This window comes from Nocardia jiangsuensis (genome assembly GCF_042650385.1).
Classification (GTDB): Bacteria; Actinomycetota; Actinomycetes; order Mycobacteriales; family Mycobacteriaceae; genus Nocardia; species Nocardia jiangsuensis.
In genome coordinates, this window is record NZ_JBHSAX010000013.1 from 338873 (window position 1) to 352981 (window position 14109).

Here is a 14109-nt window from a genome sequence, read left to right on the forward strand (position 1 = left end):
CTACCGGTGCGAACATCCCGCACCGGGTCGCGCATTCCCGCCGGTCAGCGCGCGGTGGCGGCCGCCGCCGCGGCCGCGCGGGCGCGCAGCGCGGCCACCGTGGCGGCCGGATCCGCGGTGCCGTAGACCGCCGACCCGGCGACGAAGCAGTCCACCCCCGCCGCGGCGGCGGCCTCGATGGTGTCGGCGTTGATGCCGCCGTCGATCTCGACCAGCAGCCGCAGCTCACCGGAGTCGACCAGCCTGCGCACCGCCTTCGCCTTCGCCAGCACCTCGGGGATGAACGACTGGCCGCCGAAGCCGGGCTCGACGCTCATCACCAGCAGCGTGTCGAAATCGCGCAGGATCTCCAGGTACGGCTCGATCGGGGTGCCCGGCTTGACCGAGAGCCCGGCCTTGGCGCCCGCGGCGCGGATGTCCCTGGCGACGGCGACCGGGTCGTCGGTGGCCTCGGCGTGGAAGGTGACGTTGTGCGCCCCCGCCTCCGCGTACGGCGGCGCCCAGCGGCCCGGATCCTCGATCATCAGGTGGCAGTCGAGCGGGATGTCGGTCGCCTTGAGCAGGCTCTGCACGATCGGCAGGCCGAGCGTCAGGTTCGGCACGAAGTGCGCGTCCATCACGTCCACGTGCAGCCAGTCCGCGCCGGCCACCGCCCTGGTCTCGGCGGCCAGGTTGGCGAAGTCGGCGGAGAGGATGGACGGGGCGATCATCGGCCGGTCGGGGCGGGCGAACGTCGGAGTGGACACAGCGCGGAGTGTATCGGCCGCGCGCAGCGCAGGTCCGCGCGGTTGTGCCGCCGCGCGGGTGGGTAACCTCTGGGCGTGATCAACATTTCGGCGGAGAAGGGGATATACAGCACCCCGGTGGAGATCAGGGTGGCGGCCGCGGTCTCGCAGCTGCCCATCGTGCGCGGGCTCGCCGAAACATTGGTGCTGCTCAGCGAATTCACGCTGGACGAGGTGGCCGACGTCCGGCTCGCGGTCGACGAGGTGTGCTCGAACCTGATCGAGGTCGCGGCGCCGGACAGCTACCTGAACTGCCGCTTCGTGGTCGGCGAGGCCGACCTGCTCGTGCACGTGAGCGGGCTGGCGGCGACCGAGGGGCTACCCGATCAGCGCAGCTTCGGCTGGCACGTGCTGCGCACCCTCGCCGACTCCGTCGAGGCCCACCAGGCCCCGTACGACGCGACCGCCGCCGGCTACCCGACCTGGGTCGAGTTCCGCCGGGCCCGGGCCGAGGCGTGACGGACGGACGGCCCGTGTTCGAGCCACAGCGCGACGCGGCCGGTGCGGAGGCCGGGCCGGACGCGAGCGCGCTGCGGCAGCCCGAACCGGAGCCGGCCGCGGCGACCGCGGGCGAGGCCGCGGTGGACGATCCGGAGGAGGACGATCTCGGCGGCGAGGACGACGCGGTCGAGGAGTACGGTGCCAAGGGCTCCGTCCCCGGCTACGACGACGTCGCCGCGCTCTTCGGCGACCTGGCCGGCACCGAGCCGGGCACCGCGCGGCACGCCGCGGTGCGCGCGGAGCTGATCAACCGCTGCATCCCGCTCGCCGACCACATCGCGCGCAAGTTCAGCGGCCGCGGCGAGCCCTTCGACGACCTCACCCAGGTGGCCCGGGTCGGGCTGGTGCACGCGGTGGACCGGTTCGACGTCGGCCGCGGCTCCAACTTCCTCTCCTTCGCGGTGCCGACCATCATGGGCGAGGTCAGGCGCTACTTCCGGGACAACACCTGGGCCATGCGGGTGCCGCGCCGGGTCAAGGAGACGCACCTGCGGATCGGCGCGGCGATCGACTCGCTCTCGCAGCAGCTCGGCCGCTCCCCCACCGCCAAGGAGATCGCCGCCGAGCTCGGCGTCGACCCGGACGAGGTCACCCAGGCGGTGATCGCGGGCAACGCCTACCAGCCCAGCTCCATCGACGCCGCCTCGCTCGGCCGCGACACCGAGGCCTCGCTGCTGGACACGCTCGGCGAGGAGGAGTCGCAGTTCGACCGGGTCGAGGAGTACGTGGCGATCCGGCCGCTGCTCGCCGGGCTGCCGGAGCGCGAGCGGCGCATCCTCACCATGCGGTTCTTCGAGTCCATGACGCAGACCCAGATCGCGCAGCGGATGGGGATCTCGCAGATGCACGTCTCCCGGATCCTGGCCAAGACGCTGGCCCGGCTGCGCGAGCAGACCACCCGCGAGTAGTCACCCCTCCCGCTGCTCGCGGAGCTTCGCCGGGGCCGCCTGCCACCACGCGCCGTCGACCAGCTCGGCGAGCTGGACGCGGTCGACCTTGTCCAGGTCGACCAGGATGCTCGCGTAGCCGTCGTAGTGCGGGGTGGTGAAGAAGGCCGGGTCGCCCGAGGCGAGCAGCGCCTCCTTCTCCGCCATCGGGCAGCGCAGCATGACCGCGCCCTCCGCCTCGGTGCGCAGCCGCGCGAAACCCTTGCCGCCCGCCTTCAGCGACGGGGTGCGGTACCAGGTGCTCTCTTCGACGCCGGGCAGCTCGCGGCCGAGCGCGACGACGTCCTCCCAGGTGCAGGCCATGGCATTGAGTCTGCTCGCCGCGGTGCGCTGCGGCTTGGACGAATGGAATCCGCCCTCCTCCCGCGGCGCGGCGGCTCAGGCGGGTTTGCGCAGGGCGGCCAGGAACATGGCGTCGGTGCCGTGCCGGTGCGGCCAGAACTGGGCGGCCGGGCCGTCGCCCGCGTCGGTGACGCCGGGGAGCAGCGCGGGGGTGTCCAGTTCGCGCGCGCCGGTGCGGCGCACCAGGTCGCCGACGACGGCCGTGGTCTCGGCCAGGTGCGGCGAGCAGGTGGAGTACAGCACCACGCCGCCGGGGCGGAGCAGGTCGTAGGCGGCGGAGAGGAGTTCGCGCTGCAGGGCGGTGAGCTCGGCGAGGTCCTCGGGGCGGCGGCGCCAGCGGGCCTCGGGGCGGCGGCGCAGCGCGCCGAGGCCGGTGCACGGGGCGTCGACCAGGATGCGGTCGTAGCCGGGCTCGAGGCCGCTGTCCCTGCCGTCGACGACGTGCACCCGGACCGGGAGGTCCCTGGTGGCGCGGCGGACCAGTTCGGCGCGGTGCTCGGAGCGCTCCACCGCGTCCACGGTGTAGCCGTCGATGGCGGCGAGCGAGCCGAGCAGGTTCGCCTTGCCGCCGGGGCCCGCGCACAGGTCGAGCCAGCGGCCGGTGTCGGGGCCGTCGAGCTCGGCGCGGGTGAGCGCGAGCGCCACCAGCTGGCTGCCCTCGTCCTGCACCGCGGCCATGCCGGCCCGGATCGGCTCCAGGTCGCCCGGGTCGCCGCCCTCGTCCAGGTAGACCGCGTACGGGGACCAGCGGCCCTCGGTGCCGCCGGTGACCAGGGCCAGCTCCTCGGCGGTGATGTCGCCGGGGCGGGCTACCAGGTGCACCGCGGGGCGGGCGTCGTCCGCCTCCAGCGCGGCGGCCAGCTCGCCCGCGCGGGCGCCGAGCGCGTCGGCGAAGGACTGGGCTATCCAGAGCGGGTGCGCGTGCTCGAAGGCGAGGTGGGCCACCGGGTCGGCCGGGGCCAGCGCCTCGACCCACTCCGGCAGGGTGCGGTTCGCGGCTTTGCGCAGGACCGCGTTCACGAAGCCCGCCTTGCCCGCGCCGTGCTCGGCGCGGACCAGGGCGACCGAGGTGTCCACGGCGGCATGCGCGCCGATCCTGGTGCGCAGGAGCTGATAGGTGCCCAGCCGCAGGACGTCGAGCAGGTCGCCGTCGATCTCCGCGATCGGGCGGGCGGCCGCTGCCTCGATCACGGCGTCGAGCTGGCCCCGGGCGCGGCTCGTGCCGTAGGCGAGTTCCGTGGCGAGGGCGGCGTCGCGGCCGGAGAGCTTGTACCGGCGGAGGAGTGCCGGGAGGGCGAGGTTCGCGTAGGCGTCGCGTTCGCGCACGTCGCGCAGCAGATCCCTGGCCGCGAGCCGGGCCCCGTCCTCCGGTGCACCGGAACGCTTCCCACTCGGGCGGACGTCGGCCTGCCCCTTGCCCGGCCGCCGGTCGTCGCCGCGTCGTCCGCGCTTGGCATCAGCGCCCGCTCTCGGGCGACGCGCGTCGCCCGTCCGGTCCCGCTCCGGGGCGCGCCGACCGTTCGCGTCCGGACGGTCGTCGGCACCTCGGCCGCCCACCCGGTCCCGGCGGCGATCGTCACCGGCATTCGCGCCGGAGCGGCGGGCATCGCCGTTCATTCGACCACCGTTCCGGTGCCGAGCCGCGCTCCGCGGGCCCAGTCGAGGGCGGGCATCATGCGTTTGCCCGGGGGCTGCACCTGACCGAGGCGGACTGCGGTGGTGGCGGTGCCGATGTGGACCCCGTCCTTGCGCACCTCGACGGCGCCGACCGGCAACTCGTCCTCGACGAGCTCGACCGGGCCGAGTTTGAGCCGGGCCGAGTCCACGAGGGTCCAGGCACCGGGGGCGGGGGTGACGGCGCGGATCCGGCGGCCGACGTTGAGCGCGGGCTGATCCCAGCGCACCCGCCCCGCCTCCGGCGCGAGCTTCGGCGCGTAGGAGACCCCGTCCGTGCTCTGCGGCACCGCGTGCAGCGTCCCGTCCTCGACCCCGTCGAGCGTGGTGGCGAGCAGGTGCGCCCCGCTGTGCGAGAGCTTCTCCAGCAGCGTGCCAGCGGTGTCGGTGACCTCGATCTTCTCGGTGATCACACCGAACACCGGCCCGGTGTCGAGCCCGGCCTCGATGCGGAAGGTGGAGGCGCCGGTGATCTCGTCCCCGGCGTCGACCGCGGCCTGCACCGGCGCGGCCCCGCGCCAGGCGGGCAGCAGCGAGAAGTGCAGGTTGATCCAGCCGTGCGGCGGAATGCCGAGAATCCGCTCCGGCAGCAGCGCGCCGTAGGCGACCACCGGGCAGCACTCCGGCGCGAGCTCGGTGAGCTGCTCGACGAACTCCGGCTCTCCGGGCTTACGCGGAGTGAAGACCGGGATGCCGTGCTCGTCGGCGAGCAGCGCAACCGGCGAACGACTCACCTTGCGCCCGCGCCCGGCCACAGCATCGGGCCTGGTGAGCACCCCGATCACCGCGTGCCGCGGCGACTCGAGCAACGCGCGCAGCGCCGGAACGGCGGGGTCGGGGGTTCCCGCGAAGAGCACCCGCATCAGCGACCGCCTCCCGTGCCGAGCCCGCGCGATTCCCGCACCGTGATCCCCGCGCCGAACCAATCCGACTCGCGGATGGTCCGCATCGCCTGCTTGCGCGAGGCCGGATCCAGCCGGTCCAGGAAGAGCACCCCGTCCAGGTGGTCGGTCTCGTGCTGCACGCACCGGGCGAGCAGCCCGTCCGCCTCGAAGGAGACCGGCGCGCCGGTGGCGTCGACCCCGGCGGCCCGCAGCCGCAGCGCGCGGCGCACGTCGTAGCGCACGCCGGGAATGGAGAGACACCCTTCCGGGCCGACCTGCTCCGCTTCGCCGAGCACCTCGTAGCTGGGGTTCACCAGGTGCCCGGCCGCGTCGCCGGTGTCGTAGACGAAGACTCGCAGCCCGACCCCGATCTGCGGCGCGGCCATCCCGACCCCGCCGTCGTCGTGCATGGTGTCGGTGAGATCGTCCACCAGCCTGCGCAATTCGGCGTCGAAGGCGGCGACCTCGGCGGTCCGCGAGCGCAGGATCGGGTCGCCGAAGAGGCGAACGGGCTGGACGGTCACGGCGGGCTCCCACGAAGACGGAACAACGGTCGTCCCATTCTAGAGAGCCCGCCCGGCCGGTCAGGAGTTGCCCGCGATCACCACCTGTGGAATGCCGGTGCCGAGCGGAACCGGCGTGCACACCGGCTCCGGCGCGTTGTCCGGATCGAGCACGCCGATCAGCAGGTCCTGCACGAACGGGTCGTAGACCAGGTGGAAGTGCCCGGTCAGATCGGCCGCGCAGAGGTCCTGCAGCGTGATGTTGCGCGCGTTCGGGCCGTGCAGGGCGATGTTGCCGAACGGCTGGATCATCTCGTCCACCCGGCTGCCGACGGTGATGTACTCCGGGCCGGGCACGGTGTCGCCGCCCGCGTTGAGCTCGGTCATCACCGGCGAGCCCTGCGCCTGCTGCACCGCGGCCAGCGAGGTGACCCGCTCGAAGACCTGCAGCACGCCCGGGATGGCCTGCGCGATGGGCACCAGTCCGTACATGACCCCGCCGTAGCTGGGCGAGGCCAGCCCCACCCAGCGCCCGACGTTCGGCGCGCCGCCGAGCTTGTTCGTGTAGTAGCGGGTGACGTTGGCGCCCTGCGAGAAGCCGACCAGGTCGACCTGTGCGGCACCGGTGGCGGCGAGCACCTGGTCGACGAAGGCGGCGAGCTGCCACCCGCTGGCCCGCAGATCCTCGGTGCCGTAGCTCAGCGCCCCCGGCGCGCCGCCGTAGTTCAGCGCGAAGACGCAGAAGCCCGCGGCGGCGAGCCGCGGCGCGATGGCCGAGTAGTCCGAGTAGGCGGAGGAGTCGGTGCCGTGCGCCAGGATCACCGGGCGCGGGCGCTCGGCATCGGGCGTGCAGCCGAAATCGTTGGTGCCGGTGGGCACGACGCGCGGATGCTGCTTCTGGTACCAGGCCGCGGCCAGGTGGTCCGGCTGCGGCGGGCCCTGCTCGGTCGGCACCTCGGCTGCCCGGAAATCGCTCGGCTGCGCCGACGCCGCCCCCGGATATGTCCCCGCGGCGGTGCCGAGCACCGCACTCGCGACCACCGCCAGAACCGCGGCCCCGCGCCGCAGCTGTGACAATCCCCTACCCAACACCCATGACGGTTGTTCCATACAACAATTCTCGCGCCGCCCAGCGCTTTTCGCGGGCCGAGTGGCGTGCTTTCACACCTTCGTTACCGCACGGTCGCCGCACCGTTGCGCAGCGGCGGGGAAGCCGGTCGGGAGCGGTTTGTCATGCCCCGAATCCCGGTGCCGGAGGCGGGGCCGGAGGCCCGGTCCGCCCGGGCGTGTCCGGCCCCGCGTGCGGGGTCACTTTCCGCTCTCGGCCGCTCCGGGCTCGTCGTCATCGGCGAGGATGCGGTACAGGCTGCGGCGGGCCTCGGTGAGCACCTCGGCCGCCCTCGCCGCCTGCGCGGGGGTGCCCGCGGCGGCGACCTGGCCGACGGCGCCCATGAGCGCCCCGATCAGCTCGCGCAGATCCCGCGCCTGCGGGCCGACATCGCCGGAGACGTCCGCCCAGGGATCACCGAGCTCGTCCCGGTGCTGCTCGACGTAGCGCACGCCCTCCTCGGAGAGTTTCGCGGTCTTGCGGCCGGAGACCTTCTCGATGACGATCAGCCCCTCGTCCTCCAGCTGTGCCAGCGCCGGGTAGATCGAGCCGGGGCTCGGCCGCCAGACGTCCTCGCTACGCTCGCGGATCCGCTGGATCAGCTCGTAGCCGTGCATCGGCTGCTCGGTGAGCAGCAGCAGGACCGCGGCGCGCACGTCACCGCGCCTGCCGCGCCCGCCCCGGCCGCGGCCACGGCCGAAACCGGGTCCGAAACCACCGGGGCCGCCGGGACCGAAGCCGGGACCGAACTCCGGCCCCGGACCGAAGCCGTGCCTGCCGCCGCGGCGGAAGTGCCCGCGACCCCGTTCGAACGGGGGGCGGGGGCCACGCGGGCCGAATTCTCCGTGCAGTGGGTGTTCCATGATTGCCTCCTCGGGCTCTCGTGTTCGTTTCACGGTATCGACGATATATCGACAATAGATCGAACGCAAGAAGTTCGCGCGTTGTTCCGGGCGGGCGGAGGTGGGTGGTGGAGCGATCGGATCGCGACGGGCCATCGGCTCGGGTGCGGCGGCGCGGGCTTGCGCCGGGCCCCGGAGTCAGCCGATGTCGACGGGGTCGATCTGGACGCGCAACGGGGCGTCCGAGCGCTGCGTGCTGCGCACGGCCTGGGCGGCGGTGAGCGCGCGGGCGAGCGCGGCGCCGTCGGAGCGCGGGACGCGGAGCAGGATCCGTTCGACCGGCGCGCTGCCGGCCGCGGCGGACGGCGGGCGGGCACTCTCCGGCAGCGGGACCGGGCCGAGCACCTGCACTCCGTCGGGAAGCACTGTGGCGGCGAGCAATTCGGCGACGGAGGCGCCGGTGCCGTCGACGGCGGCGAGCCGCACGGCGGGTGGGAAGCCGACCTCGGCACGCGCCGCGAGCTCGGCGCGCGCGTGCCCGACGGGGTCCCAGCGCACCAGCGCCTGCACCGTCGGCACCCCGGGGTCGGCCATCACGATCACCCGGCCGTGCGGCCGGACCAGCGCGGCCGCCGCGGTCCAGCGGCGCAGCGTGTCCTCGGTGGCGCGCAGGTCGGCGCGGGTGAGCAGGGCCCAGCCGTCGAGCAGCAGCCCGACGCCGTAGCCGCCGCGCACCCGCGGCTCGGCGCCGACCGTGGCGACCACGACCTGCGGGCCCGGCTCGACGGTGTCGAGCACCGTTCCGCCGCCGGAGCCGCGGATCGGCACGTCCGGGAAGGCGCGGCCGAGTTCCTCCGCGGTGCGCGCGGCGCCGATCACCACCGCGCGCAGCGCGCGGGCGGCGCAGACCGGGCAGCGGAACGCCGCCTCGGTGCTGCCGCACCACCGGCAGGCCGGGCTGTGCGCGCCGTCGCCCGCGTGCTCGGGCAGCGCGAGCGGGCCGTTGCAGCGGCGGCAGCGGGCGGGGGTGCGGCAGCGCGCGCAGGCCAGCGCCGGGACGTAGCCGCGGCGCGGGACCTGCACCAGCACCGGCGCGCCCTCCTTCAGCGCGGCGCGGGCCGCGGCGAAGGCGACGCCGGGGATGCGGACGGCCCTGGCCACGGGGTCGCGCTCCAGGGCGATATCGGTGTCGCCGGGGGCGCTGATGTGCGGGGCGTGCTCGCGGACGACGGCACGGTCGGCGACCAGGTCGTGCGCCCAGCCGGAGTCGACGACGGCCTGGATCTCCGCGGTGCGGGCGAAGCCGGCGGCGACGAAGGCGGCGCCGGTCTCGTGCACGCGGAGCATGGCGACCTCGCGGGCGTGCGGGTAGGGGGCGCGGGGTTCGGCGAAGGTGTCGTCGCCGTCGTCCCAGATGGCGATCAGGGCGAGGTCGCGGACCGGGGCGAAGACGGCGCTTCTCGTGCCGACCACCACCGTCGCGGTGCCGCGGAGGGCTGCCAGCCAGCGGCGGTATCTGGCCGAGGGGCCGAGCCCGGCCGCGAGGCCGACCACTCGGTCGCCGACCAGCTCTCGGCATTCCGCCAGCACTCGGTCGAGGTCGCGCTGGTCGGGGACGAGGATGAGGGTGCCGTGGCCGGTGGCGTCGGTGGTGGCGGCCAGTTCGGCCAGGCGGCGGGGCCAGTTCTCGCCCGGGAGGGCTTGCCAGGCGGCGCGGGGGCTGCGTTGTGCGCGCAGGGCCGCGCGGAAGGCTCGGCCGTGGGTGTAGCGGGACCATGCCGCCTCGTCGACCGGCGGGCTCGGCTGCTGCGCGACGGGTTCGCCTGCCTCCGTCTCGTCGGTGTCGCCGCCTGCCCCGCCCGGTTCCCGCTCGGCTGACTGTGCGGTGTGCGACGAACGGTGCGGTGGTGCCGGCGAATCGTGCCGCCCCGCCGGGGAATCGCGCGTTCGCGCGGGCAGTTCGGCGGAACGCTCGACGTCGTCGGTGGGAGCCGTGTTCGGGGCGCTCGGTTCGCCGTCGGCCGAATTCGGCGGCGCGGGTGCGGATTCCACTGCGGCGGGATCGGGTTGCGCGGCTGCCGATTTACCCTCGGTGCGCGCGTGGCGGGGCGGGATGGCCAGGCGGAGGACGTCGGCGCGGGTGCCTGCGTAGCGCGCCGCGACGGCGCGGACCAGACGTTCGATCTCGGGGGTGAGGACCTGTTCGGGCGAGACGACGCGCTCGAGCGGGCGCAGGGTTCCCTCGTGTGCACTGCGGTCGAGGCGGGCCAGCAGGTAGCCGTCGACGAGGCGGCCGGCGAAGCGGACCCGCACCCGGACGCCGGGCTGCGCGACGGCGTCGTACCCGGGCGGAATCAGGTAATCGAAGTCGCGGTCCAGGTGCGCGGGGGTGAGCAGGGGCAGCACCCGTGCGACCGGGCCCGCGCCGGGATGCCCCGGCCGCGGACCGTCCGCCGTGGCGGCGGCACGGTCCGCGTCGGGTTCGTCCACTCCGGCTCGGCGGGCCTACAGCCCGGCGGCGGCGCGCAGCTTGTCCGCGCGGTCGGTGTGCTCCCAGGGCAGATCGATGTCGGTGCGGCCGAAGTGGCCGTACGCCGCGGTCTGCGCGTAGATCGGGCGCAGCAGGTCCAGGTCGCGGATGATGGCGCCCGGACGCAGGTCGAAGGTCTCGTTGATCGCCGCGGTGATCTTCGCCGGATCGGTCTTCTCGGTGCCGAAGGTCTCCACGAAGAGCCCGACGGGGGCGGCCTTGCCGATGGCGTAGGCGACCTGGACCTCGATCTTGTCGGCCAGCCCGGCGGCGACCACGTTCTTGGCGACCCAGCGCATGGCGTACGCGGCCGAGCGGTCCACCTTCGACGGGTCCTTGCCGGAGAAGGCGCCGCCACCGTGCCTGGCGAAGCCGCCGTAGGTGTCGACGATGATCTTCCGGCCGGTCAGCCCGGCATCGCCCATCGGGCCGCCGAGCACGAAGCGGCCGGTGGGGTTGACCAGCAACCGGACATTCGAGATGTCCAGGGTGGGCAGCGCCAGGTCGGCGAGCACGGAGTCGACGACCTTCTCCCTGATGTCCGGCGCGAGCAGGTTGTCCAGGTCGATGTCGGCGGCGTGCTGGGTGGAGACGACCACGGTGTCCAGCCGGACCGCCCGGTCGCCCTCGTACTCGATGGTGACCTGGGTCTTGCCGTCCGGACGCAGGTAGGGCAGCACACCGGTCTTGCGGACCTCGGTGAGCCTGCGGGAGAGCCGGTGCGCCAGCGCGATGGGCAGCGGGAGCAGCTCGGGGGTGTCGGTGTTCGCGTAGCCGAACATCAGCCCCTGGTCGCCCGCGCCCTGCCTGGCGATCTCGTCCTCGGTCGTCTCGCCGCCGCCGGTGCGGACCTCGTGCGAGGTGTCGACACCCTGCGCGATCTCCGGCGACTGCGCGCCGATGGCGATGTTCACGCCGCACGAGTTGCCGTCGAAACCCTTTGCGGAGGAGTCGTATCCGATCTCGAGGACCTTTTCCCGGACGATCTTCGGGATGTCCGCGTACGCGGAGGTGGTCACCTCACCGGCCACGTGCACCTGGCCGGTGGTGACCAGGGTCTCCACGGCGACCCGGCTGCGCGGATCCTCGGTGAGCAGCGCGTCGAGGATGGAATCGCTGATGGCGTCGCAGATTTTGTCCGGATGACCCTCGGTCACGGACTCACTGGTGAACAGGCGGCTGCCAGACGTCGGCACAGTTATTCCCTTCCCCGTACGGGTTGCTCGGTCGGTCTGCGACAGTAGCGGTGTCCCGCCGGTGCGCAAGCCTTCTACTCAGACTATTCCAAAGGGGCGACACCGCGAGGACGCCCGGTCCCGCTCCGGCACCCCTCCAGCGGAGGCGGGGGCGGCCCGGAAATCTCCCGGAGTTCCGGTGCCGCGCCCGCAGTCGTTCCGGTGCGGAAATCAGCGCAGCAGCGGGCCGAGTGCGTCCAGCACCCGGCTGGCCAGCAGCGCCTTGGAGCCGTGGTCAAGCGACTGCTCGGTACCGTCGGCGCCGAGCAGCCAGCCGTCGTTGGTGTCGACCTCGAAGGCCTTACCCTCGCCGACGGCGTTCACAACGAGAAGATCGCAGCCCTTTCGCGCGAGCTTGGCGCGGGCGTGGGTGAGCACGTCACCGTGCTCGTCGCCGGTCTCGGCGGCGAAGCCGACGATGACGGTGCCGGGGAGCTGGCCGTCGCCGCGGGACTGCACCAGCCCGGCCAGGATGTCCTCGTTCTTGGTCAGCGGGATGACGTCCGGCTCGTCGGCGCCCTTCTTGATCTTGGTGGTGGCGACGCTGGTGGGCCGGAAGTCGGCGACCGCGGCGGCCATGATCACCGCGTCGGCGCCGACCGAGTGCTTCTCCACGGCGGTCTTCAGCTGGTCGGCGGTGGTGATGTGGACCAGGTCGACGGCGGCGGGCGGGGCCATCTCGATGGTGTTGCCCGCGATCAGCGTGACCAGGGCGCCGCGCTGCGCGGCGACCCGGGCCAGTGCGTAGCCCTGCTTGCCGGAGCTGCGGTTGCCGAGGAAGCGCACCGGGTCGAGCGGCTCCCTCGTGCCGCCCGCCGTGATCACCACGCGGCGGCCCTCCAGATCGCGCGGGACGGCGTCGGTGCGCTCCAGCAGCAGCGCGGCGAGGCCGAAGATCTCCTCCGGCTCGGGCAGCCTGCCCGGGCCGGTGTCGGTGCCGGTGAGCCGACCGGCGGCGGGCTCCATCACGACGGCGCCGCGGCTGCGCAGCGTCGCCACGTTCGCGACGGTGGCCGGGTGCTGCCACATCTCGGTGTGCATGGCGGGCGCGAACAGCACCGGACATCGGGCGGTGAGCAGGGTCGCGGTGAGCAGGTCGTCGGCGCGACCCGAGGCGGTGCGCGCCATCAGGTCGGCGGTGGCGGGGGCGATCACCACCAGTTCGGCCTCCTGGCCGAGCCGCACGTGCGGCACCTCGGGCACGTCGGCGAAGACCCCGGTGTGCACCGGGTTCCCGGACAGCGCCTCGAAGGTGGCCTTCCCGACGAACTGCAGCGCCGCTTCGGTGGGGATGACCCGCACCGAATGGCCGGTCTCGGTGAACCGCCGGACGAGTGCGCAGGCCTTGTAGGCCGCGATCCCCCCGCCGACGCCGACGACGATCCGCATGGTCACTCCGCTCCCGCCGGGTTCACTCGCCTTCGGAGTGCTCGAGCAGGTCCGAGTGGATCTCGCGCATGGCCACCGAGAGCGGCTTCTCCTGCAGGCCGGGCTCGACCAGCGGGCCGACGTACTCGAGGATGCCGTCGCCGAGCTGGTTGTAGTAGTCGTTGATCTGGCGCGCGCGCTTCGCCGCGTAGATGACCAGCGCGTACTTCGACGAGGTGCGCTCGAGCAGCTCGTCGATCGGGGGGTTGGTCAGGCCGATCGGGGTGTCGTAGGCGGGCGCGGCGGTGGTGTCGGTCACTGGAGGAGACTCCTGCGTTCTCGGTGGGCGGAAGCGTCCGGTTCGCGAGAACCGGACGGGAATGAGCGGCGGGTCGGCGGGCCACCGGGGTTCTCGCGCCGTACGGCGCGAGAACCGGGTCACCGACCGGCTCGGGTCACGAGCTGGAATTCGTGCTGACGAACAACGATACCAACTGCTCACAGGCACTGGTCAGATCGTCGTTCACGATCACGATGTCGAACTCGTCACAAGCGGCGAGCTCGATCCGCGCGGTTTCGAGCCTGCGCTCGATCACCTCGGGGGATTCCGTCCCGCGCGACCGGAGCCGGGAGACGAGTACGTCCCAGCTCGGTGGGGCGAGGAAGACCAGCAGTGCGTCCGGAATGGCCCGGCGCACCGAGCGGGCGCCCTCCAGGTCGACCTCGACCAGGACCGGGTGGCCGGCGGCCAGTGCGTCGCGCACCGGCCCGGCCGGGGTGCCCGAACGTTGGAGCCCGCCGTGGATGTCCGCCCATTCGAGGAGGTCGCCCGCCGCGATCATCGCGTCGAACTCCGCCCTGGCGACGAACCGGTAGTCGCGCCCGTCGATCTCGCCGGGCCTGGGGGCCCGGGTCGTCGCCGAGACGCTGAACACCAGCTCCGGCAGCTGCTCCCGCACGCAACGCACGACCGTCGACTTCCCGACGGCCGAGGGGCCGACCAGTACTACCAGCCGACCCTTCCGCGTGTGTCCGACCACCCTCGTCGTCAGGCGTCGAAGTCGAAGCGAGCGAGCAGCGCCTTGCGCTGCCGGTCGCCGAGACCCCTGAGCCTGCGGGTGGGGGCGATCTCGAGCTCGCTCATGATCTCCGCCGCCTTGACCTTGCCGACCTTCGGCAGGGCCTCCAGCAGCGCCGACACCTTCATCTTGCCGAGAATCTCATCGTTCTCGGCGTCCGCGAGGACCTTCTTCAGGTCGGTCCCACCACGCTTCAGGCGCTCCTTGAGCTCTGCCCGAGCGCGGCGAGCGGCAGCCGCCTTCTCCAGAGCAGCGGCGCGCTGCTCATCGGTCAGCTGGGGAAGGGCCACGGTTCCTCCGTCTCATCGTTC

At 73.4% G+C, this 14109-nt stretch carries 15 protein-coding genes; 2 read left to right on the forward strand and 13 right to left on the reverse strand.

The window, feature by feature from the left end:
- Positions 1-44: 44 nt before the first annotated feature.
- Positions 45-710, reverse strand: a complete 666-nt coding sequence (gene rpe, locus ACFO0B_RS13180) for a ribulose-phosphate 3-epimerase (RefSeq protein WP_378612882.1) — start codon at positions 708-710, stop codon at positions 45-47.
- 111 nt (positions 711-821) lie between these two features.
- On the opposite strand from rpe, the gene ACFO0B_RS13185 reads away from it, so the two are divergent.
- Both ACFO0B_RS13185 and ACFO0B_RS13190 read left to right on the forward strand, forming a co-directional pair.
- Positions 822-1244 (forward strand): ATP-binding protein, encoded by a 423-nt coding sequence (locus ACFO0B_RS13185; protein WP_378612686.1) that lies wholly within the window; start codon positions 822-824, stop codon positions 1242-1244.
- 14 nt (positions 1245-1258) lie between these two features.
- A complete protein-coding gene (locus ACFO0B_RS13190; protein WP_378612687.1) occupies positions 1259-2194 on the forward strand; it encodes an RNA polymerase sigma factor SigF in 936 nt (311 codons plus the stop codon).
- Here ACFO0B_RS13190 and ACFO0B_RS13195 read toward each other — a convergent pair whose 3' ends face one another.
- The 12 genes from ACFO0B_RS13195 to mihF form a co-directional block, all read right to left on the reverse strand.
- Positions 2195-2536: an MmcQ/YjbR family DNA-binding protein gene (locus tag ACFO0B_RS13195; RefSeq protein WP_378612688.1), complete on the reverse strand. Its 342-nt coding sequence runs from the start codon at positions 2534-2536 to the stop codon at positions 2195-2197.
- A 75-nt stretch (positions 2537-2611) separates the two neighbouring features.
- The gene (locus tag ACFO0B_RS13200) at positions 2612-4192 is read right to left on the reverse strand and encodes an RsmB/NOP family class I SAM-dependent RNA methyltransferase (protein ID WP_378612689.1); all 1581 of its coding nucleotides are present in this window, start codon (positions 4190-4192) and stop codon (positions 2612-2614) included.
- The gene (fmt, locus tag ACFO0B_RS13205) at positions 4189-5112 is read right to left on the reverse strand and encodes a methionyl-tRNA formyltransferase (RefSeq protein WP_378612690.1); all 924 of its coding nucleotides are present in this window, start codon (positions 5110-5112) and stop codon (positions 4189-4191) included. The genes ACFO0B_RS13200 and fmt overlap by 4 nt, the downstream gene beginning before the upstream one ends.
- On the reverse strand, positions 5112-5657 hold the full coding sequence (gene def, locus ACFO0B_RS13210; protein WP_378612691.1) for a peptide deformylase: 546 nt from the start codon (positions 5655-5657) through the stop codon (positions 5112-5114). The genes fmt and def overlap by 1 nt, the downstream gene beginning before the upstream one ends.
- A gap of 60 nt (positions 5658-5717) precedes the next feature.
- Positions 5718-6746 (reverse strand): esterase/lipase family protein, encoded by a 1029-nt coding sequence (locus ACFO0B_RS13215; protein WP_378612692.1) that lies wholly within the window; start codon positions 6744-6746, stop codon positions 5718-5720.
- 198 nt (positions 6747-6944) lie between these two features.
- The gene (locus tag ACFO0B_RS13220) at positions 6945-7607 is read right to left on the reverse strand and encodes a PadR family transcriptional regulator (RefSeq protein WP_378612693.1); all 663 of its coding nucleotides are present in this window, start codon (positions 7605-7607) and stop codon (positions 6945-6947) included.
- A gap of 177 nt (positions 7608-7784) precedes the next feature.
- A complete protein-coding gene (locus ACFO0B_RS13225) occupies positions 7785-9992 on the reverse strand; it encodes a primosomal protein N' family DNA-binding protein (protein ID WP_449289791.1) in 2208 nt (735 codons plus the stop codon).
- 99 nt (positions 9993-10091) lie between these two features.
- On the reverse strand, positions 10092-11312 hold the full coding sequence (metK, locus tag ACFO0B_RS13230; RefSeq protein WP_378612694.1) for a methionine adenosyltransferase: 1221 nt from the start codon (positions 11310-11312) through the stop codon (positions 10092-10094).
- A 210-nt stretch (positions 11313-11522) separates the two neighbouring features.
- Positions 11523-12740 (reverse strand): bifunctional phosphopantothenoylcysteine decarboxylase/phosphopantothenate--cysteine ligase CoaBC, encoded by a 1218-nt coding sequence (gene coaBC / locus ACFO0B_RS13235; RefSeq protein ID WP_378612695.1) that lies wholly within the window; start codon positions 12738-12740, stop codon positions 11523-11525.
- A 22-nt stretch (positions 12741-12762) separates the two neighbouring features.
- Positions 12763-13038 (reverse strand): DNA-directed RNA polymerase subunit omega, encoded by a 276-nt coding sequence (gene rpoZ / locus ACFO0B_RS13240; protein WP_378612696.1) that lies wholly within the window; start codon positions 13036-13038, stop codon positions 12763-12765.
- Between the two features lie 136 nt (positions 13039-13174).
- Positions 13175-13759: a guanylate kinase gene (gmk, locus tag ACFO0B_RS13245; protein ID WP_378612697.1), complete on the reverse strand. Its 585-nt coding sequence runs from the start codon at positions 13757-13759 to the stop codon at positions 13175-13177.
- A gap of 8 nt (positions 13760-13767) precedes the next feature.
- The gene (gene mihF, locus ACFO0B_RS13250; protein ID WP_067657004.1) at positions 13768-14088 is read right to left on the reverse strand and encodes an integration host factor, actinobacterial type; all 321 of its coding nucleotides are present in this window, start codon (positions 14086-14088) and stop codon (positions 13768-13770) included.
- Positions 14089-14109 lie beyond the last annotated feature (21 nt).